General features: G+C 59.4%; 18 protein-coding genes and 1 pseudogene. 6 read left to right on the plus strand and 13 right to left on the minus strand.

All coding sequences use genetic code 11. The features are described 5' to 3' along the window. The 6 genes and pseudogenes from B7L71_RS02535 to B7L71_RS02560 form a co-directional block, all read right to left on the minus strand. Positions 1-463: pseudogene (locus B7L71_RS02535) on the minus strand (OmpA family protein); the annotation flags it as partial. A gap of 244 nt (positions 464-707) precedes the next feature. After that, a complete protein-coding gene (locus B7L71_RS02540; RefSeq protein ID WP_016913947.1) occupies positions 708-1,175 on the minus strand; it encodes a DUF2489 domain-containing protein in 468 nt (155 codons plus the stop codon). A 91-nt stretch (positions 1,176-1,266) separates the two neighbouring features. After that, a complete protein-coding gene (cyoE, locus tag B7L71_RS02545) occupies positions 1,267-2,190 on the minus strand; it encodes a heme o synthase (RefSeq protein WP_081135808.1) in 924 nt (307 codons plus the stop codon). A gap of 47 nt (positions 2,191-2,237) precedes the next feature. Next, positions 2,238-3,290 carry a COX15/CtaA family protein gene (locus B7L71_RS02550; RefSeq protein WP_081135810.1) on the minus strand — a complete coding sequence of 351 codons (1,053 nt, stop codon included), beginning with the start codon at positions 3,288-3,290 and terminating at the stop codon, positions 2,238-2,240. 37 nt (positions 3,291-3,327) lie between these two features. Then, complete coding sequence (locus B7L71_RS02555; protein WP_016913950.1) at positions 3,328-3,831, minus strand: hypothetical protein; 504 nt, start codon at positions 3,829-3,831, stop codon at positions 3,328-3,330. Positions 3,832-3,835: 4 nt separating this feature from the next. Continuing rightward, positions 3,836-4,579, minus strand: coding sequence for an SURF1 family protein (locus B7L71_RS02560; protein ID WP_446497338.1), 744 nt, complete (start codon positions 4,577-4,579; stop codon positions 3,836-3,838). On the opposite strand from B7L71_RS02560, the gene B7L71_RS02565 reads away from it, so the two are divergent. Further along, positions 4,539-4,730 (plus strand): DUF2909 domain-containing protein, encoded by a 192-nt coding sequence (locus tag B7L71_RS02565; RefSeq protein WP_016913952.1) that lies wholly within the window; start codon positions 4,539-4,541, stop codon positions 4,728-4,730. The two genes, B7L71_RS02560 and B7L71_RS02565, sit on opposite strands and share 41 nt — an antisense overlap. A gap of 4 nt (positions 4,731-4,734) precedes the next feature. On the opposite strand, the gene B7L71_RS02570 is transcribed toward B7L71_RS02565, so the two are convergent. The 5 genes from B7L71_RS02570 to B7L71_RS02590 all read right to left on the minus strand — a co-directional run bounded on the left by B7L71_RS02570 (position 4,735) and on the right by B7L71_RS02590 (position 9,321). After that, positions 4,735-5,595, minus strand: a complete 861-nt coding sequence (locus B7L71_RS02570) for a cytochrome c oxidase subunit 3 (RefSeq protein WP_081135815.1) — start codon at positions 5,593-5,595, stop codon at positions 4,735-4,737. Next, positions 5,592-6,176 (minus strand): cytochrome c oxidase assembly protein, encoded by a 585-nt coding sequence (locus B7L71_RS02575; protein ID WP_081135817.1) that lies wholly within the window; start codon positions 6,174-6,176, stop codon positions 5,592-5,594. Before B7L71_RS02575 ends, B7L71_RS02570 begins: the two co-directional genes overlap by 4 nt. 27 nt (positions 6,177-6,203) lie before the next feature. Continuing rightward, positions 6,204-7,862 carry a cytochrome c oxidase subunit I gene (gene ctaD / locus B7L71_RS02580; protein ID WP_081135820.1) on the minus strand — a complete coding sequence of 553 codons (1,659 nt, stop codon included), beginning with the start codon at positions 7,860-7,862 and terminating at the stop codon, positions 6,204-6,206. Between the two features lie 41 nt (positions 7,863-7,903). Further along, complete coding sequence (gene coxB / locus B7L71_RS02585) at positions 7,904-9,022, minus strand: cytochrome c oxidase subunit II (RefSeq protein WP_081135822.1); 1,119 nt, start codon at positions 9,020-9,022, stop codon at positions 7,904-7,906. Positions 9,023-9,147: 125 nt separating this feature from the next. Then, complete coding sequence (locus tag B7L71_RS02590) at positions 9,148-9,321, minus strand: DUF2970 domain-containing protein (RefSeq protein WP_016913957.1); 174 nt, start codon at positions 9,319-9,321, stop codon at positions 9,148-9,150. Positions 9,322-9,559: 238 nt separating this feature from the next. Between B7L71_RS02590 and B7L71_RS02595 the strand changes: the two genes are divergently transcribed. After that, positions 9,560-9,772, plus strand: a complete 213-nt coding sequence (locus tag B7L71_RS02595; protein WP_081135825.1) for a hypothetical protein — start codon at positions 9,560-9,562, stop codon at positions 9,770-9,772. A gap of 19 nt (positions 9,773-9,791) precedes the next feature. Here the strand turns inward: B7L71_RS02595 and hrpB are convergent, their stop codons facing one another. Beyond that, on the minus strand, positions 9,792-12,236 hold the full coding sequence (hrpB, locus tag B7L71_RS02600) for an ATP-dependent helicase HrpB (RefSeq protein WP_081135827.1): 2,445 nt from the start codon (positions 12,234-12,236) through the stop codon (positions 9,792-9,794). An 8-nt stretch (positions 12,237-12,244) separates the two neighbouring features. Further along, positions 12,245-12,895 carry a TetR family transcriptional regulator C-terminal domain-containing protein gene (locus B7L71_RS02605; RefSeq protein ID WP_016913959.1) on the minus strand — a complete coding sequence of 217 codons (651 nt, stop codon included), beginning with the start codon at positions 12,893-12,895 and terminating at the stop codon, positions 12,245-12,247. A gap of 209 nt (positions 12,896-13,104) precedes the next feature. Between B7L71_RS02605 and xdhA the strand changes: the two genes are divergently transcribed. From xdhA to guaD, 4 genes are read left to right on the plus strand one after another with little or no spacing between them, the layout of a single operon-like run. After that, positions 13,105-14,562 (plus strand): xanthine dehydrogenase small subunit, encoded by a 1,458-nt coding sequence (gene xdhA, locus B7L71_RS02610; RefSeq protein ID WP_081135830.1) that lies wholly within the window; start codon positions 13,105-13,107, stop codon positions 14,560-14,562. Next, positions 14,546-16,969 (plus strand): xanthine dehydrogenase molybdopterin binding subunit, encoded by a 2,424-nt coding sequence (xdhB, locus tag B7L71_RS02615; protein ID WP_081135833.1) that lies wholly within the window; start codon positions 14,546-14,548, stop codon positions 16,967-16,969. The genes xdhA and xdhB overlap by 17 nt, the downstream gene beginning before the upstream one ends. Next, entirely contained in the window at positions 16,966-17,835 is an 870-nt protein-coding gene (gene xdhC, locus B7L71_RS02620) for a xanthine dehydrogenase accessory protein XdhC (RefSeq protein WP_081135835.1), read from the plus strand. The genes xdhB and xdhC overlap by 4 nt, the downstream gene beginning before the upstream one ends. 1 nt (position 17,836) lies before the next feature. Further along, on the plus strand, positions 17,837-19,153 hold the full coding sequence (gene guaD / locus B7L71_RS02625) for a guanine deaminase (RefSeq protein WP_081135838.1): 1,317 nt from the start codon (positions 17,837-17,839) through the stop codon (positions 19,151-19,153). The last annotated feature ends 172 nt before the right edge of the window (positions 19,154-19,325 follow it).

Genomic DNA, 19,325 nt, shown 5'->3' on the forward strand with positions numbered 1-19,325 from the left:
CGCCGTCACCGTCGGAGTCCAGCGGGCAGCCATTGGCATCTACCGCCACACCAGCAGGCGTTCCCGGGCACTGGTCACGGTAGTCCGGCACGCCGTCACCGTCGGAGTCCAGCGGGCAGCCTTCAGCATCTACCGCGACGCCAGCAGGCACTTCACCGTAGCTCGGGCACTGCGGCGCAACCGGCTCAGGAGTATGATCGGCACACAGCAGACCGCCAATGGCAGCGCCTGCCGCGAAGCCAGTAGCCGCGCCAGCGTCTTCGTCCGAGCTGCCGCTAGTAGCATAACCAATGCTGCCACCGATCAGGCCACCGGCGATACCACATACGGCGGGGTGCTGGTACCAGCTACGGTCGCTGCTTGCACTCGCCTGACCAGAAGACTGGGAGGCAGAGCTGGCACAGCCAGAGAGGCCTACTACGAGGGCAGAACCGATTAGCAAGCCAGTTGTTGACTTTTTCATGCAAGACTCCTTCTTGATCCAATGCTGATATGGTCAGTGACCAAATCTATCTAATGCTTCTTTTAGCGAGAGCATCCATTTTTCGCTGTTCTTCTTCAGGATGGGCGCCTTGGCGCATCATGAAATCGAACGAGGTGCCTATCATTAACGTTTCAGCGCTAGAAGGCAACAATGCCGTGATATCAACTTCTTGCCAATACCGACGTGTTTAGCATAGCAAAGCTGACACCAATGACACTAAAAATCAGTGTAACGCTTTGGAACCTTTGGCGCGCCACTGGATCACAGCCGCGGCAGCGGCGAGTACGGCAGGACGCATTTCCGCCTCGACTTCGAGGCGCTCCTTGTCTTCACGCATTCGCTCCCGAGGGGTCAATTGCTTGCGTGCAGAGTGGGTCTTGAGGTGCCGAGTGCGGTTATAGACTTCTGCAAATGCCTGAAACTCTGGTCTCTCCGCAAGGCTGGGATCAACGATCTCCAGCAATACCTTACACCGCCAGGAACCTTCGGTGATATCTACCTGCTCCTGCACCAGCGCGCTCACCACGTAATCCAGGTTTTCCAGACTGTTCTGCTGGGCTCGCTGCTCCTCCTCAAGGCGAAAAGCTTCACGACGTTTCACCTCTTGGCGCAGGGAGTACGCATACCCCCCCAAACCGGCAATGACCACCAGCGCGACGGCCAGTAACAATAGTGCGACGGTAGAGCTCATGAAACCTCTTTATATCAAGCCAGAATAGTTTAACGGAAATTGTACACTGCTTTCTACAACATAGACCAACTTTGTCGTTAATCCGCTCACGCTAGCCAAACACTGCTGGTGCCAGAAAAGTATAATGGTCCAGTAGCAGTGCACCAAACAGCCCCAGCAGGTAACGAATGGAAAACCAGAAGGCCAGCAGTGGCACTGCCTGATCATCGCCCCTCCAGACGCGCCAGCCCCAGTAGATGAATCGTGCATTGAGCGCCATGACGATCACCAGATACACCCAGCCACTCATGCCTACCACCACCGGCAAAAGCGACGCCGCCACGGTCAGCCAGCTGTACAACCAAATCTGCAGTCGCGTAAACGCCACGCCATGGGTGACCGGCAACATGGGAATACCCGCGCAGGCGTAGTCTTCACGCTTGTGAATAGCCAGCGACCAGAAATGCGGCGGCGTCCAGACGAAGATGATCAGCATCAGCAGCAAAGGCTCCGCCGCAATGCTGCCCGTTACGGCCACCCAGCCCAGCAGCGGAGGCGCCGCCCCCGCGACGCCTCCAATCACGATATTCTGTGGGGTGGCACGTTTCAGGTACGCGGTATACAGCACGGCGTAGCCCACCAGCGATGCCAGTGTCAAAAATGCCACTAGCGTGTTCACCTGCCAGGCCAGTAGCCCCACGCCCACCACCGACAGCCCTACGGCCCATAGCATGGCCATCCAGACAGGCAGGCGGTGCGCCGCTAACGGTCGGCGTGACGTGCGCGTCATCACAGCGTCCAGATGGCGGTCGATGATATGGTTGAAAGCGGCGGCCCCGCTGGAGGCCAACCCGACGCCCAGCAGACCAAACACCATGGCTTTCAACGGCGGCAACCCCGGCGTAGCCAAGGCCATACCCACGGCCGTGCATACCAGCATGACGACCACCACGTTGAGCTTGCACAGTAACACCAGCTCTTTCAACACCCCCCAACGGATGGTGGGTAACGTGGTATCCAGCGTTGCGTATCGCATAGTGATCACCTGATGGATTGTTATTGTTTTCAAGGTCAATCATTGGATTACCGGGCCTGCGCGTATGACGGCTGACCATCGAGAACATGCTCTGCGTATGATCGCTCAGGCATATAACGGTAGCGCCACCAGGCCCACCCCAGCCCCAGGCACAACAGCACGGCGCCCGCGGTATGCAGCAGCGCTAGCCATAACGGCAGCCAGAGCAGCACATTGGCAACGCCCAACCCTGCCTGTAGCAGGTACAGCAACACGACCATGGACAAGGCACCCACGACCTCACTCTGGCGGCGATGGCGGCACCAGAGCGCCAACAGCACGATACCCAGCAGCAACGCACCTAAACGGTGTACCACGTGAATGGCAGTGCGCGCATCGGCATGCAGTTGACCATGCAAATAATTGGGGCCCACGGTCTGGGTCAGATGAAACCCTTCGCTCAAATCCATTTCAGGCCACCACTGGGTGTTGCAGGTGGGAAACCCTTGGCACGCAATGCCGGCATAATTGCTCGTTACCCAGCCCCCCAGTGCCAATTGCAGCACCAGCGCCGCCCCAGCCAGCAGCCAAAGCAGGCTTGGCTTTCGGGGAGACGCCAACACCCCTTTTGCCGACCGCCGGATACGCAGATGAAGCCAGAAAAACAGCATCAACACACTCAGCCCGCCCAACAAGTGCAGCGTGACCACCTGTGGCCAGAGCTTCAAGGTCACGGTAAATGCGCCAAACGCGCCTTGGATGAGGATCACTACCAGTAGCGCGACGCTTACCTTCCACGGGTAGCCTTCTCGGCGCCTCAATGGCCACCCCAGAAGCAGCGTTCCGATCACCAGCAGCCCGAGAAAACTGGCGACATAGCGGTGCCCCATCTCGACCCAGGCCTTGAACGGGTCGAGCGGCACATCCGGATGACGCAGTGCCGCATGCTCGCTATCAGGCACCAGCAATCGCCCATAGCAACCAGGCCAGTCGGGGCACCCTAGCCCCGCATCCACCAGCCGAGTCCAGGCCCCCACCAGAATGACCAGCATCGTCAACAGCGTACCGGCCAGGCTCAGCGCTACCAGCAGGCGCAAACGGTGCTTATCGGAATGAATCATCACGTGTCCTTACGGCTGATCAGTCGCCGGGAGAGAATTACAAAGCGTTCACTTTGAACAAGTGTCTAATATCTTTCAGCATATCCGACGCGGGGGCCGTTGCGTGGTAGGCCAGCGCAGGGCGGCCTGCGGGGTCCAGCACCCAGACACGCTGTTCGCCACGCCAGTTGGGCAAGCGGTGCCAGGCCGTGGCGGTCTCGCCAGGCAACATCTGCAGGTCACCGCCGATCCTGAGGCGCTGCAGGCGACCCGCTTCTCGCCCAAGAGCCCGGTGCAGACGCCATAGCTCATCCTGCCTTGCGTCACAGGGCTCCACGCATTCGAACACCAGCATCCACTGCTCACCAGGCTCAAGTCTAGACGTTAGTGGCCACTCTTCCAGCGGCGGCGCGGTCACGGAAACATCCCCGTAGGCGGTGTAGTGGGTGGGTATACCGATTCGCCATGTCACCATGATCCATGCGATCACCACCGGCGCGGCAAACGCCACGAACAGTAGCACCAGGATAAAGCGAGGGAAACGCTTTGCGCTGGATGACATCGGGTTAACTCCTGATTCTCTCGACCCTTGGGTCGTTCATGAGGCGGCGACCGCCGATCAGCATCACCACCAGAGCCGCCAGCGTTAGGCCCCACCACTGAAACGCATAGGCCTGATGACGCGCCGGTGGCACCACATTGGCTTCCCACCAGGGGGTCAGGACACCCTCCCCCTCGTGAGCATGCACCCATCCGGCAAAACGGAACGCCCCAAGCGCCGAGGCCCAGGGAGCCAGATCTAACCGTTGCAGCCTCACCCCTTCCAGGTTGTTGCCGTAAAGGAGGCCATCCGAATGGGCTCTCTGCCACTCTCCGACGACCTGCACCTGGCCTGCTGGGGTCGAGGAGACCGGCGGCTCGCGACTACTGCCGGTTTCCATAAACCCCCGCTGAATCAGCCAGAGCTGACCATGCTCGTCACGCAAAGGCGTCAGCACGGCAACGCCCAGCCGTCCATTGACGATTCGGTTATCGAGATAGAGCGTATGCTCCGCCAGATACTCGCCCTGCAAGCGTAGCATGGCACCCTCAGCCGGCTCACTGACCGGTGCTATCAGGGAGGGCGCGGCGGCACGCTGATCAAGCGATCGCTGCTTGTCAGCAGCACGCTCCCACTGCCATAGTCCTAATAGCACACCAGCAACGACCACCACGGTCCAAAAACACCCCCATACCAACAACCGCAAGGTGACACGGGAGCGTCGGCGCATGGCACTCAAATTACTGATCGCATTGGTGTTCATAGGCATGTTGGTCAGCCTAGCCGCAGGTGCTGGCTTTCTATTGCGAGACCACGGCGCTTCACGGCGCCTTCTGACCTCGCTGAAGTGGCGTGTCGGCCTGGGCTGTCTGCTCATGGCATTGCTCATTTTTGGCTTCTGGTCAGGCGAACTGGGCTGACGCCCTACAGTACATAGACAAAGATGAACAGCCCCACCCATACAACATCGACAAAATGCCAGTACCAGCAGGAGGCCTCGAAAGCAAAATGCTGCTCATTGGCGAAATGGCCCTTGATGATTCTGACCAGCATGATGGCCAGAATCAGCGTGCCAATGATCACGTGGATGCCATGAAAGCCCGTCAGAATAAAAAAGGTCGCCCCGAAAATACCGGCTTCCAGGGTAATCCCGTAATGATGGTAGGCCTCGTAATACTCGACCCCCTGGATGACGATGAAGCAAATGCCCAACCCCACCGTCGCCGCCAGCCAATTCCGGCATGTTGATCGATAGCCCATCTTGAGCGCTTCATGAGCGACGGTCAGGGTAATGCTAGAGGTGATCAGCAGCAGGGTATTGACCAGCGGCAACTGCCACGGGCTCAGCACGCTATGGGGCCCTGCCACGGCAGCATCAGGAGGATTCAATAACGGCCACTCGGGAATGAAGCCAGGCCATAGCAGCGCCGAAACCCCTTTGGCGCCCTCGCCGCCCAGCCAAGGGAGTGCAAAGGTGCGGATGTAGAAAAGCGCGCCGAAAAAGGCTGCAAAGAACATCACTTCCGAAAAGATGAACCACCCCATTCCCCAGCGAAACGAGCGATCCATCTGGGCGTCGTACAAACCGCCCATCGACTCATGTACGACATCGCGGAACCAGAGCCCCATGACCGCCACTACGGCCACCAACCCGATCGCCAAGACCGGCATACCGGTGCCATAGACCAGTTGAATACCGGCTCCGATCATCATCACACCCAGCGCAATCGAGCCCAATACGGGCCATCGGCTGGTCGCAGGTACGTAATAGCTGCCACTGCTCATATGCTGCCTCCTGGAACGCTTTCATAGGCGTCACTCAGTGCGACGCGATGAACGGGGTAGAGGGTATATACCAGCGTGATGGTATTGATATCCGGCGGCAGGTCCCGAGCCAGTTGAAATACCAACGGGATGGTCAACCGCTCCTGCCCCTGCAACTGCTGCTCTTGAAAACAGAAACAGCTGACCTTGCGCAAGTGTGTGGTGGCATTGGAAGGCGACACGCTGGGCACTGCCCGCCCCCAATTCTGGGACTGGCTATTGTTGGTGAAGGTAAAATCGACCTCGGCGGTTTGACCGGGATGTACGCGCATTTGACGCGTGGCTACGCTCATTTGCCAGGGCAAGCCCGCACTCCCCCGGGTGATGAACTGCACCGTAATAAAGCGCGACGTATCCACCTCCTCATGAACGATGGCCTGGGCGGTCGTATCCACCTTGCCATTCAGCCCGGTGATACGGCAGAAAACGTCGTAAAGCGGCACCAGCGCAAAGGCGAAGGCGAACATCCCCACCAGCGCCGCTACGGTGCGAATGACCGTACGCCTCACCGCTACCGCCTGCTTTTCACTACTGGTCGCCATACGCGAGCCCTCCCGCCTGTCAAACCATTAGTCATGGGCCTGTTGCCGATGGAAAACAGGCGGCGTTTCGAAGGTATGCAGTGGCGCTGGGCTGGGCACGCTCCACTCTAGATCCTCGGCCCCCTCCCAGGCCTTGGCCGGTGCTTTTTTGCCGCCTCTGACACACAGCACGACGACCAACACGAACAGCAGTTGAGAGAAACCGAAGAAGAACGCGCCGATACTAGACAGCAGATTGAAGTCGGCGAACTGCAGCGCATAGTCGGGAATCCGTCTGGGCATGCCCGCCAACCCGGCAAAATGCATGGGGAAAAAGGTCAGGTTGACCCCAATGATCGAGCACCAGAAATGGCACTGAGCCAAACGCTCGTTGGGATAGTGGCCGGTCCATTTGGGCAGCCAGTAGTACACGCCTGCCATGATGGCAAAGATGGCCCCCGGCACGAGCACATAGTGAAAATGAGCGACCACGAAGTACGTGTCATGGTATTGAAAGTCGGCGGGTGCAATGGCCAGCATCAGCCCGGAAAAACCACCGATGGTGAACAGCACCACGAAGGCCAGTGCAAACAGCATGGGTGGCTCGAAGCTGATGGAGCCTCGAAATAGCGTGGTTACCCAATTGAATACCTTCACGCCGGTTGGCACGGCGATCAGCATGGTGGTGTACATGAAGAAGAGCTCTGCCGCCAACGGCAAGCCCACCACGAACATGTGGTGCGCCCATACCAGAAACGACAGCAGCGCAATGGCTCCCGTGGCATACACCATGGAGGCGTAGCCAAACAGACGCTTGCGCGCAAAGGTTGGAATGATCGCCGACACGATACCGAAGGCTGGCAGAATCATGATGTAGACCTCGGGGTGCCCAAAGAACCAGAACAGGTGTTGGAACAGCACCGGGTCACCGCCCCCCGAGGCATCGAAGAAGCTGGTCCCAAAGTTGATATCCATGAGCATCATGGTAATCACCCCCGCCAGCACGGGCATGACGGCAATCAGCAGGAAAGCGGTAATGAGCCATGTCCAGACGAACAGCGGCATGTCCATCATGCGCATACCGGGGGCACGCATGTTGAGGATGGTGGCGATGATATTGATCGCCCCTAGAATGGAGCTGATACCAGCAATGTGCAGCGCCAGAATGAAAAAGGTCGTGGAGGGCGGCGCATAGGTGGTGGACAAGGGCGCATAGAAGGTCCAGCCAAAATTGGGCCCGCCACCCGGCATGAAAAGTGTTGAAAGCAGCAGCGTGAAGGCGACGGGCAGCAGCCAGAAGCTGAAGTTATTGAGCCGGGGAAGCGCCATATCAGGCGCCCCGATCTGCAGCGGGATCATCCAGTTGGCCAGTCCCGTGAAGGCAGGCATGACGGCTGCGAACACCATGATCAAGCCATGCATGGTGGTCATCTGATTGAAGAACTCGGGCTGTACCAGCTGCAGTCCTGGTTGAAAAAGCTCTGCCCTGACCACCAGTGCAAAGATGCCCCCAATGAAGAACATGGTCAGAGAGAAGATCAGATAGAGCGTACCGATCTCCTTGTGATTGGTGGTCAGTAGCCAGCGCATAAGCCCTTTGGGCTGGTGTGCATGCTGGTGATGGGCAGGCGTGGCACTGCCATGGCCGCCAGCGTGGGTGGTGGAACTATGCTGTAACGGGTGCTGAGGGGGTAGTTGGGGCGCCATGAGCTTCTCCGCCTGCTTTCATTGTTATGGGTAGCCTGGTGTTACTGGGCAATCAGCTCGGCGATCCTGGCTGGCTGCACCGTATCACCCGCGTCATTGCCCCAGGCATTGCGGGTATAGGTAACCACCGCCGCAAGCTCCACGGGATTGAGCGTGGATCGGAAAGCCGGCATCGCCGCACCAGAGACCCCATTGACGATCCTATCGATATGCCAATCCAGGTCTTCGATCAACTGATCATTACCGGCCAATGCCGGGAAGGCCGGCATCGCCCCTTGCCCTTCGGCTTGATGGCAAGAAGAACAGATGGCGCGGTACACCGCTTCCCCTCTGGCCATCAGTTCGTCCATCTCCCATTCACGGTCGACGCCCATGGCCTCCTGCTCGGCCGCTTCACGCCGCTCTACCAGCCAGGCATCGAATTCCTCTTCTTCCATGGCATGTACCACGACAGGCATGAAGCCATGATTGACACCACAGAGTTCGGCACACTGTCCGCGATAAATACCGGGAGTATTGATCTGCACCCAGTTTTCATTGATGAAGCCGGGGATCGTATCCTGCTTGACTGCCAGCTCGGGCACCCACCAGGAGTGGATGACATCGTCTGATGTCATCAAAAAGCGTACTTTGCGATTGATTGGCAAGACCAGCGGTTCGTCCACGTCGAGCAGATAATGCTCTCCTCGCTCCTCCTGCCCGCGGATCTGCTCCCAAGGGGTGCTCATGTTGGAATTGAAGGCAACGTCTTCGCCCAGGTATTCGTAGCGCCAGCGCCACTGCTGCCCGGTGATCATCACATCCAGATCGGCTTCCGAGGCGTCATACATATTCTTGAGCGTGGCGGTGGCAGGAATTGCCATGCTGACCAGAATCAGCACAGGAATGGCCGTCCACAACACTTCCACCGTGGTGTGTTCGTGAAAATGGGCTGCCTTGGCTCCCTTGGCGTGGCGATAGCGAAAAAGCGAGTAAAACATCACGCCGAAAACGATGACGCCAATCACGACACAGATCCAGAAAATGGTCATATGCAAATTGAAAATATCGCGGCTGATATCCGTGACACCCACAGGCATATTCCAACCGCTGGCAAACGCCGTTGGCGCAGCGGCAAGACTCGATGAGAGAAGTAGTAGCCATCGCCACATAGGGGGCATAGAAACCTCCTTTATTATTGTTGTTCTCGCCCATGCTTTAATTAAAGCAGGATTAAGACGTCAATCTCAGTATAGAAAACAAATGCCATCCGTCACGCAAACCCTGTGTGATTTACCTCAACGGCTCATCCAGCGACCCACTGGGCCAACCAGGCAATGACTAGTACGAACAGGAGCGTCACGACGATACCCGTCACGATGAACGCACCGGGACGCTCGCTGGAGAAATCCTGGCGACGTTGGCGGTCATTCTGAACCCCGATCAACGCTGCCAGCACCGACTTCAAGACTGACCACATACCCCTCCCCCTTATCAGCCTCAGATTGCCTGATCGACTGCCAAATGCTCTTTTTGAAAAAATCGGGCTGCCTGTTCAGCATAGACACAAGGCATGGATACTCGCCACTGCCCGTCTTTTCAGCGCTGATGTCGGGCCGAGGAAATTAGCTTGCGAGCAGTGATCGTGCGCTTCACACTACGCAGCACTCGTCATTCCCCTTTTTCATGAGCATGTGTCAACTTTAGGGAGTTTTTTCATGCCCAAGCGTCGTATCACGCTGTCTGGTGTCGTTGTTGTTCTTGGTCTATCGAGCCTGGCGGGCTGCACCACTTACACGTGGCCAGATGGCTCACAGGAAACGGTCTTTGGGGTTGTTTCCGAGGATGAAAACAAACGCTACGAAGAGCCGCGTGCGGACGGGGTACGCTATCAACGCCCCGGAGAAGTACCGGAATCCACACAAGAGTAAAGAGCACGCATTGGCACCTTCAAGCGTTGCCCAAGCGGCGCTTGGTTAATGCCGTGGCTTGGGCTGACAAAGGATCTTCTGGCCAGGGGTGCTTTGGATACCGCCCGCGCATCTCTTTTCTCACCTCCGGATAGCCGGTCAGCCAGAAGCTACGCAAGTCCTGTGTGACCTGCAGGGGGCGTCGTGCCGGTGACAGCAAGTGAATCATCACGGCCACTTGCCCTTCGGCCACGGTCGGTGTTTCTTGCCAGCCAAAGGCCTCTTGCAGCTTCAGTGCCAACACCGGCGGCCTGCTCTCAAGGCAGGGCAGATAGTCCAGCGTAATCGTGTTGCCACTAGGCGCCCTGAGCCCGGTAGGCACCAGGCGGGCAAACGCACTCTGCGCTTCCCACGTCAGCGTCTCCAGCAGGCACCCCGCGAAGGGCAGCTTTTCGACCTGTCCCAGCCGAGTCATACCGGCCACATAAGGCGCCAGCCAAGCCTCCAGATCATCCACCAACGCAGCATCAGACCAGTCGGGCCACTGGCCCGGGAAAGTACGCTCCAGCAGCGCCATGCGCCCCTGCAAGCGCCTGACCTCGTCATTCAGCAAGGCTGCAGGGCGGCGCTGCAAAGCGCTCATCAGCGCTTTCTCGGCAGCGGCGGCGGGCAGCGTCTGGAGCGGGCGTACCGCCAATACCAGTTCACCGTGACACTGCACCGCGTCGGCCACCAGCTTGCCCGGCGGCTCTTGCCAGGCGACCCGTTCGTGCCACGTCGCCGTCGCCGGATACAGGGCTCGCAAAACCTGCTCGGAGAGGGGCACTGCCCTCTGGATCGGTGCATCACGGCTAGCACTGTCGAGGTGAACGGCCACCAGATACGGCTCGCTGGCCAACGGGTGCTGCGGCGATAGCGTTGCCGTCTTGCCATTGGCCAGCTTGAAACGCCCGAGGTTCATGAGCTGGGCCACTCGGTCAGGAAACGCCACCGCAAGCAGCTCTTCCAGAGGCTCCAGATTCAGGCGTGACGGTACCGTGCAGCCCATCAACACCGCCAGACGCTTGGCTTCCTGGTGCCAGGTTGGGAACGCAGAAGGCGTTTTCAGTCGAGCGACCAGGGCTTCCTGCAGTGTTCCCTCGAGACGCTCCCGGCCCTCCAGCAGCGCTGCCAGCGCACAGGCCAGCGCGGTATTTTCTCCCGCCTTGGAGCGCACCAGCATCGCTGCCAGGCGAGGTTCCACCGGCAAGGTGCCGCACTGCTGCCCAAGCGGTGTCAGCCCGCCTGCCTGGTCGAGCAGCCCCAGCCGCTGGAGAAGGTCGCGCGCGCTCTGCCATGCGCCCCTGGGCGGTGGAGATAGCCAGGCCAGCGCGTCGGGAGCATTGACGCCCCATAGCGCCAGTTCCAGCGCCAACCGCGAGAGATCAGCCTGCAGCATTTCGGGCTCACGGTGCGCGACCAGCGGCTGGTCCTGTGCCCACAGACGATAGCAGTAGCCTGATTGCTGGCGCCCCGCGCGACCCCGCCGCTGGCCGGCGCTGGCACGATTGACGCGACGGGTAGTCAACCGCGTAAGCCCCGTTTGGGCACTGAATTCAGGCACCCGTTCAAGGCCTGCGTCAATGACGACGTTGACGCCGTCGACCGTCAGGCTCGATTCGGTAATCGAGGTGGAGATGATCACCCGCCGCTGTGTACCAGGGCTAAGCGCGGCTTGTTGAGCATCCAGTGTCATGCCACCATGCAGCGTGCGAATATCCAGCGTCAGCGTTGATGACGCCAGCACCTGGGCGAGCCGACGGATTTCCGCCACGCCAGGCAAGATGACCAGGATGTCCTGGGCATCGTCCAGCGCCACGGCCTCCTCCACGACGCTGCGCGCCGTCATGGCGGTGGTCTCACCGACAACAGGTGGCCGATATAGCGTGGTGACCGGAAAGGCGCGACCGCTGCTCTCAATCACCGGGGTATGCTCGCCCAGCAAGGTACGCAGCGCCTCTATATCCAGCGTCGCGGACATCACCACCAGGCGGAGGTCGTCACGAATGCTTTGCTGCACGTCCAGGGCCAGCGCCAGGCCCAGGTCGGACTCGATACTGCGTTCATGAAACTCATCGAAGAGAATGCCAGCCACCCCCTCCAGCAGCGGGTCATCCTGCAGCATGCGCGTCAGCACCCCTTGAGTGATCACTTCCAGCTGCGTGTCAGGTCCCACCCGTTGATCACCGCGCATGCGATAGCCAATACGCTTACCCACCGGCTCACCCAACTGAGCGGCCATGTAGGTTGCCGCCAACCTGGCCGCCACCCGCCGAGGTTCGAGCATCAGCAGGCGCTGGCCACGCGCCCAGGGGCGCTCGATGAGTCGCAAGGGCACGCGGGTGGTCTTGCCCGCGCCGGGCTGCGCTACCAGGATGAGGCGAGAGTGGCTGTCCAGAGCGTCTTCGATCGACGCCAGGTGTTGCTCGATGGGCAGTTCAGGCATCGTCGAACTCATGCGTTGGCGACGACTGGGCGCTCTATGCCACAGCCTTTCAAGATCACATGCTCCAGGAAGCGACAAATAGCGTCGATGTCTTCCTCGGCCAGTGTCTCCTGGCCGAGAATGCCGTTCACCTGGGCACTATATTCGGTATAGTGCTGGGTGGATGACCAGATCAGAAAAATCAGCCAACGAGGATCCACATCATCCATCTTCCCCTGCCGCGACCACTCTCGCATGATAGCGGCACGGCTACTGACCCACTCTCTCAGCTCACCGTTCAGGTAATCCTTCAGAAAAGGTGCGCCGCCCAGAATTTCAGCCGCAAACAGCCTGGAACCCTCGGGATAGCGCTGACCAAGCACCATTTTGGTGCGAATAAAATCGCTCAATACAGCTGCTGGGTCACTCGCAGGGGTAATGTCTTCCAGCACCGCGTTCCAGCGCTTCATCATGCGATTCAGTAGTCGCACATAGAGCGCCTGCTTGCTCCCCATGTAATAGAGGATATTGGCCTTGGGCAAACCCGCGACGTCGGCAATCGACTGCAGGCTGGCTCCGCGATAACCATGCTGAGCAAACACCTGTTCGGCGGCATTCAATATCGTCTGCTCGATGCGGTCCCTGCTGGCGCTCTCATGGTTAGCGGTATCAAGCGTCATTGAGTAAGCTCCTTGATATAGGCTCGGGTTGTGCCGATCAGCTCAGGCCCAACGTCGGACAACGCTGCAAAAAGGGGCATTTTCGCTCTTCATGCATCGTTTCAGGGCATCAAAACGCGCTGACAACAAAGTCTTGCAAGCCACGCTTTTTTTGTCCCAAGCTCACCATTATTGACCAATCGGTCAGAACAATCATAACGGAGTTTGGCATGGCAACGATTGAGTTTCTGCTCAATGGCATCCGTCAACAGTGTCGAGTGCCCCCTGAGACCAGTATTCTAACGCTGTTACGCGACCATTTGGGGGCCACGGGCACAAAAGAGGGCTGCGCGTCCGGCGACTGCGGTGCTTGCACCGTCGCCTTGAAAAGCAGCGACCCCGACCAGCCACCGTTCCTGACGGTCAATGCGTGCATTACCCCGGCCCATCAACTGCATGGCCAGCATCTCGTCACCGTAGAAGGCCTGTCGCAGGGCAACTCCTTGCACCCTGCGCAGCGCGCCATGATCGACTGCCACGGCAGCCAGTGCGGTTTCTGTACGCCAGGCATCGTCATGTCGCTGTTCAGTTTGCATACGCAGCAGCAGCGTCAACCGGCCCCCTTGACGCCCGAGCGTCTGGAAGCCGCGCTGGGTGGCAACCTTTGCCGCTGCACGGGCTATCGCCCGATTCGTGATGCCGCGCTGACCATGCACGCCAGCGACTGGCAGCCGCCTCAATGGTGGGATGCCACACTGTCTGACTCGCAGGATGGCGACACAGCCACACAAGCCCCTCAGGAAGGTCCGCTATTTGCACAGCCGAGGTCGCTGAGAGAACTGACAGCGCTGCGGCTCGACCTGCCCAATGCCAGACTGGTCGCTGGCGCCACGGACCTATGGCTGGAAACGACCCAGCGCCTGGCCGCACTGGATCAACTGATCGATACCACCCGCGTGCCCGAGCTGGGCATGATCTCGCCAGCGACCTTTCAGAGGCAGGAAGGATGGTGGGTCGGCGCGGCGGTGACCTATTCGCGGCTTGCTCCGCTGCTGGCAACTCACTTCCCCGCTTTCGCGCACCTGCTCCATCGGCTGGGCTCGGAACAAGTGCGTAACCGGGGAACCCTCGGCGGCAATATCGCCAATGCATCCCCCATTGGTGATACCCCACCCGTACTGCTGGCACTCGGCGCTCATCTCGAACTTGCCAGCCATGCGGGTACCCGCTGTTTGCCGCTGCAGGCGTTCTTTATCGATTATAAGAAAACGGCGCTGGCCGCCGATGAGGTCATCACACGTATCTTTATTCCTGCTCTGGAGAAGAGTGCTTCTCTCAGAGTGTGGAAGCTCTCTAAACGCCGTGAAGACGATATCTCTGCCGTTCTGGGTGCCTTTAGCTACCGCCTGGAGGACGGCAAGTTAAGCGACGTGCGCATCGCCTTCGGCGGGATGGCCGCCACGCCCCGACGTGCCCCGGCAACGGAGGCCGCGCTGGAAGGGCAACGGGTAGGCAAACAGGCCTTTCAAGCGGCCCGGCAAGCGCTGCAAGATGAGTTCGAGCCCATGAGTGACGTGCGAGGCAGCCAGCAGTATCGTCAGCTGGCGGCCGCCAATCTGCTGGAACGACTCTACTTGTCGCTTTCATCACCAGAACAGGAGGTCATGTTGCATGCGTACGCTCACTAAACTCGACAACGACAGTCGCCGGGCCCGGCATGAGCTCGACCAGCGTATACATGGCGCGGCCCCCCTGGCGCGCCATACCGTGGACAGCCGCGGACAGCGCCAGGCGGGGTCCTCCAGCTTTCATGAGAGCGCCGAAAAACATGTGACGGGGAAAGCACTCTATATCGACGACCTCAAGACACCTGCTGATGCTTTACACGTGGCTCTGGGGCTCTCACCGGTGGCCCACGGCACCTTGACGCACCTCGACCTGGAGGCCGTTCGCAGCGCCCCCGGGGTGGTCGACGTGATCACATTCCACGACGTGCCTGGCCACACGGACATCGGCCCGGTCTTCCCTGGCGACCCTATCTTCGTCGAGCGTGAGATCAGCTATTCAGGGCAGTGCCTGTTCGCTGTAGCTGCCACTTCCCTGAGTGCGGCGCGTCACGCGATGCTGCTTGCCAATGTGCAGATCGACAAGCTGCCAGCACAGCTGGATGCCGTTCAAGCCACTGCTCAACAGGAGTTCGTTCGCCCCAGCCACACCCAACAGCGTGGTGACTGGCAGACCACACTGGAGCAAGCTGAACACGTGCTGGAAGGTGCGCTGTTCATTGGTGGACAAGAGCACTTCTATCTGGAGGGCCAGGCTTGCGTCGTCATTCCGAGCGAAGACGAAGGCGTCATGGTTCACACCTCCAACCAGCACCCCAGTGAAACCCAAAAGCTGGTTGCCGAAGTGCTGGGTATCCCATTTCATGCCGTCACGGTGGAAGTACGGCGCATGGGGGGTGGTTTTGGAGGCAAGGAAACCCAGGCATCCCCCTGGGCCTGTATTGCTGCCCTCATCGCACGACGCACCGGCAAGGCCACGCGTCTTCGCCTGCCCAGACGTGACGACATGCGCGCCACTGGCAAGCGCCACCCCTTTCACAACCGCTATCGGCTGGCCATCGATTCACAGGGAGTGATTCAAGGCAGCGACATTACCGTGATCGGCGATTGCGGCTACTCCCCCGACCTTTCCGATGCCATTGTCGACCGCGCCATGTTTCACGCAGACAATGCCTACTCACTGGGCAATGCCAGGGTCACCGGCCATCGCGCCCGCACCCACACTGCGTCGAACACCGCTTTTCGCGGGTTTGGCGGCCCCCAGGGCATGATGATCATCGAAGCGGCCATGGACGATATTGCCCGCCATGTCGGTGAAGACCCGCTGACCATCCGCAAGCGCAACTTTTACCGCCCCGAACGCGACATGACCCATTACGGGCAACAAGTCGACCAGAAGCAGTTGCTTCATACGCTCGTCGAGCGCCTCGAGCAGCGCAGCGAGTACTGGACGCGTCGACAGCAGGTACGAGACTTCAATGCCTCCAGCTCCGTCATCAAGAAAGGACTGGCACTGACACCCGTCAAGTTCGGCATCTCCTTCACCGCCCAGCACCTCAACCAGGCCGGCGCGCTGCTACACGTCTATACCGATGGCAGCATCCTGATCAACCACGGCGGCACTGAAATGGGCCAAGGCCTGCACACCAAGATCTGCCAGGTGGTGGCCTTGGAACTGGGGCTGGACCTGGAGAGCGTGCGCATCAGCGCCACACGAACGGACAAGGTGCCGAACACTTCCCCCACGGCAGCCTCCAGCGGTGCGGATTTGAACGGCATGGCCGCCCGCGATGCTGCCATCAAACTGCGTGAGCGTCTGTTCGATTTTGCCGCCAACCACTTCGAGGGCGGGCTGGATCGTGAAGGCATGGAGCTGAGGGACGGCATGCTCATCGCAGGCATCGGCGAAAGTGAACGCCGCATTCCCTGGGGCGAGCTGGTGCAGACGGCATATCTACATCGGGTTTCGCTGTCCGAGAAAGGCTTCTACGCGACGCCACTGATTCATTACAATCGCGCAACTGGCCAGGGCCGCCCATTTTATTATTACGCCTTTGGCGCGGCAGCGGCGGAGGTCAGCGTCGACACGTTGACCGGCGAATACCAGGTCGACCGTGTTGACATACTTCATGATGTGGGCAACTCGCTCAACCCAGCCATCGATATTGGTCAGGTTGAAGGCGGGTTCATTCAGGGCATGGGCTGGCTGACCAGTGAAGAGCTCAAATGGAACAGTGAAGGAACGCTGGTCAGCGATGGTCCAGCGACCTACAAGATTCCCACCTTCGGGGATCTGCCCAGCGTCTTCAATGTCGAACTGCTGGAAGGACACCCTAACTCCATGGCCAGCCTGTACCGCTCCAAAGCGGTGGGTGAGCCGCCCTTCATGCTGGGGATATGCGTCTGGTCAGCCTTGCGCGATGCCCTCGCCAGCCTGGATGACTACCGCAGCTCGCCGCGTCTGGATACTCCGGCCACGCCCGAGCGCGTCATGCTGGCGGCGCATGCCATTCGGAAAAGTGCCTTATGAGCCATGAAACGCCCATGACTTGGCATGCCGCCCTAGATCATTGTCAACGCCACGGCACGCCTCATGTATTGGCCACCCAGATGACCAGCGCAGGCTCCACGCCCCGTGAGCCTGGCACACGCATGGTGATTACCGAACACGCTGTCTTCGATACGCTGGGCGGCGGCACCTTCGAGTGGCAGACCATTCAGCAGGCTCGCTCCCTATTGAGCCAGCGCCAAGCGGGGTTCTCACTGGAATCCTTTTCGCTGGGCGGTCGTAGCGGGCAGTGCTGTGGCGGGCTGGTCAACGTCCTGCTGGAAGTATTTCTGGGCGCCACCGCGCACATTGCCCTGTTCGGCGCGGGGCATGTCGGACGCGAGATCGTCAAACTCAGCGCTCCTCTGCCTTGGCAGCTCGATTGGTATGACAGCCGCGCCGATGCTTTCCAGTCAGATGTCCCTCGAGCACGCTTGAGTTGTCATTTGCTAGGCGACGTTGGAGCTACGGTGGCAGGCTTACCCCTTGGCACCCATGCTCTGGTCATGACCCACGATCATGATGAGGATTATGCCTTGATCAAGGGGTTGCTGGAGCGCGCCGATATTGCGTCCATTGGGCTGATAGGTTCCGACAGCAAGTGGGCGAGCTTCAAAGGGCGCCTTTCCCGAGCAGGTGTCGACCAGCCGATACTGCAGCGCGTGCGCTGCCCCATCGGCTCGGTCAGGGATACCAAGCTCAGCAATAAAACCCCCTACGCCATCGCGCTGAGCGTGGTGACGGAATTACTCTGGTTGACCGACCAACCCTATGCCACCGAGACCCGTGGCCTGGATAGCGCTACGCTACGCGCGCTTTTTGCCCCTACTGCAACGCACTCGAGTTGATATGACCTTGCCCACCGATACACTTATCCGCGCTGAATTGATCAGCTTTCCCAATGACCCCGGCGATGGCAACCTGCCCCACCCTGGCAGTCTGGAACACTACGCTGACGGCCTCTTGTGGCTGAAGGGTGGGCATATCCATGCAGCGGGGCATTATGCCGACCTGGTTGATCAGTTGCCGAAAGCAGCGGAAGTGATCGACCATCGCGGCAAGCTCATCATGCCAGGATTCATCGATACTCACGTCCACTATGTCCAGTTGGACATCATGGCCTCTTATGGGCGCCAACTGCTGGATTGGCTGAATGACTACACGTTTCCAGCCGAGTGCCAGTTCGCCAATCATGATCACGCCAAGGCGTTATCGGAAGCGTTCTTGAGCGAAATGTTGCGCGCAGGTACCACCACCGCGCAAGTGTTTGGCTCGAGCCACCCAGGCTCCGTGGATGCATTTTTTGCAGCCTGCCAAAAGCGGCAGCTGCGCATGCTGGTAGGCAAGGTACTGATGGATCGCAATGCCCCCGATGCCTTGATGGATGGCGTCTCGGGTATCTCTGACACAGAGCGGCTCATCGAGGACTGGCACGGGAAGCAGCGCCTCGGTTACAGCGTTACCCCGCGTTTTGCGCCCACCTCGACCAGAGCACAAATGGACGCGGCAGGTGCCCTGCTGCGCAATGACTCTACCCTATGGCTGCAGACCCACCTCGCCGAGAACAGCGGAGAACTGGACTGGGTGGCGGAACTGTTTCCCGGCAGTCGAGACTATTTGGCCGTTTACGAAGAAGCAGGACTCGTCGGCCCACGCAGCACCTTTGCCCACGGTATTCATTTGGACAACGGCATGCGCCTACGGTTGGCAGAGCGCGGCGCCAATATCGCCTTTTGCCCCAGCTCCAACCTGTTCCTGGGTAGCGGCCTGTTCGACCGAGACGCTGCCCGAGAGACGGGCATGGCATTTACCTATGCCAGCGACATTGGCGCAGGCACGGATCTTTCAGGCTTCGGCACCTTGAAAAGCGCCTATCAGGTAGGCCAACTGCGTGGTCAGCCACTGACCGCCTGGCAAGGATTTTATGGCCTCACCCACGGCAACGCCAAAGCCCTCTCTCTGGATAGCCACATTGGACAGTTGGCACCTTCCTACGAAGCTGACTTTGTCGTGATCGACCCTGACGCCACGTCCCTGCTGCAGCGACGTAGCCAGCACTGCACCACCCTCGGTGAACGGCTATTTGCATTGATGATGCTCGCCGATGACCGCGCTATCTATGAAACCTGGGCCGGAGGCGTATGCCAACACCGCAGAGACGCCTAGCAACCGATCTCTTGTAAAGTCACTCTCACCCAGCCGCAGGCTGGGTGTTTTTTTGCTCAGGAATTTTCCCAACCAACGTTTCTCGATGCCCCTTCCCCACGACCATTCCCAACGACAAATTTAACGCACAGCAAAAAGCCCCGAACACAGTGTGCTCGGGGCTCTCTACGGG

Source organism: Halomonas sp. BC2 (assembly GCF_002078115.1).
In the GTDB taxonomy this organism is placed as follows: domain Bacteria; phylum Pseudomonadota; class Gammaproteobacteria; order Pseudomonadales; family Halomonadaceae; genus Vreelandella; species Vreelandella stevensii.

What these genes read in the sequence shown, in the direction of transcription:
- B7L71_RS02540 (WP_016913947.1), bottom strand. Translation starts at nt 1,175, where the DNA reads ATGAGCTCTACCGTCGCACTATTGTTACTGGCCGTCGCGCTGGTGGTC.
- cyoE (WP_081135808.1), bottom strand. Translation starts at nt 2,190, where the DNA reads ATGCGATACGCAACGCTGGATACCACGTTACCCACCATCCGTTGGGGG.
- B7L71_RS02550 (WP_081135810.1), bottom strand. Translation starts at nt 3,290, where the DNA reads ATGATTCATTCCGATAAGCACCGTTTGCGCCTGCTGGTAGCGCTGAGC.
- B7L71_RS02555 (WP_016913950.1), bottom strand. Translation starts at nt 3,831, where the DNA reads ATGTCATCCAGCGCAAAGCGTTTCCCTCGCTTTATCCTGGTGCTACTG.
- B7L71_RS02565 (WP_016913952.1), top strand. Translation starts at nt 4,539, where the DNA reads ATGGCACTCAAATTACTGATCGCATTGGTGTTCATAGGCATGTTGGTC.
- B7L71_RS02560 (WP_446497338.1), bottom strand. Translation starts at nt 4,579, where the DNA reads ATGCCTATGAACACCAATGCGATCAGTAATTTGAGTGCCATGCGCCGA.
- B7L71_RS02570 (WP_081135815.1), bottom strand. Translation starts at nt 5,595, where the DNA reads ATGAGCAGTGGCAGCTATTACGTACCTGCGACCAGCCGATGGCCCGTA.
- B7L71_RS02575 (WP_081135817.1), bottom strand. Translation starts at nt 6,176, where the DNA reads ATGGCGACCAGTAGTGAAAAGCAGGCGGTAGCGGTGAGGCGTACGGTC.
- ctaD (WP_081135820.1), bottom strand. Translation starts at nt 7,862, where the DNA reads ATGGCGCCCCAACTACCCCCTCAGCACCCGTTACAGCATAGTTCCACC.
- coxB (WP_081135822.1), bottom strand. Translation starts at nt 9,022, where the DNA reads ATGCCCCCTATGTGGCGATGGCTACTACTTCTCTCATCGAGTCTTGCC.
- B7L71_RS02590 (WP_016913957.1), bottom strand. Translation starts at nt 9,321, where the DNA reads ATGTGGTCAGTCTTGAAGTCGGTGCTGGCAGCGTTGATCGGGGTTCAG.
- B7L71_RS02595 (WP_081135825.1), top strand. Translation starts at nt 9,560, where the DNA reads ATGCCCAAGCGTCGTATCACGCTGTCTGGTGTCGTTGTTGTTCTTGGT.
- hrpB (WP_081135827.1), bottom strand. Translation starts at nt 12,236, where the DNA reads ATGCCTGAACTGCCCATCGAGCAACACCTGGCGTCGATCGAAGACGCT.
- B7L71_RS02605 (WP_016913959.1), bottom strand. Translation starts at nt 12,895, where the DNA reads ATGACGCTTGATACCGCTAACCATGAGAGCGCCAGCAGGGACCGCATC.
- xdhA (WP_081135830.1), top strand. Translation starts at nt 13,105, where the DNA reads ATGGCAACGATTGAGTTTCTGCTCAATGGCATCCGTCAACAGTGTCGA.
- xdhB (WP_081135833.1), top strand. Translation starts at nt 14,546, where the DNA reads ATGCGTACGCTCACTAAACTCGACAACGACAGTCGCCGGGCCCGGCAT.
- xdhC (WP_081135835.1), top strand. Translation starts at nt 16,966, where the DNA reads ATGAGCCATGAAACGCCCATGACTTGGCATGCCGCCCTAGATCATTGT.
- guaD (WP_081135838.1), top strand. Translation starts at nt 17,837, where the DNA reads ATGACCTTGCCCACCGATACACTTATCCGCGCTGAATTGATCAGCTTT.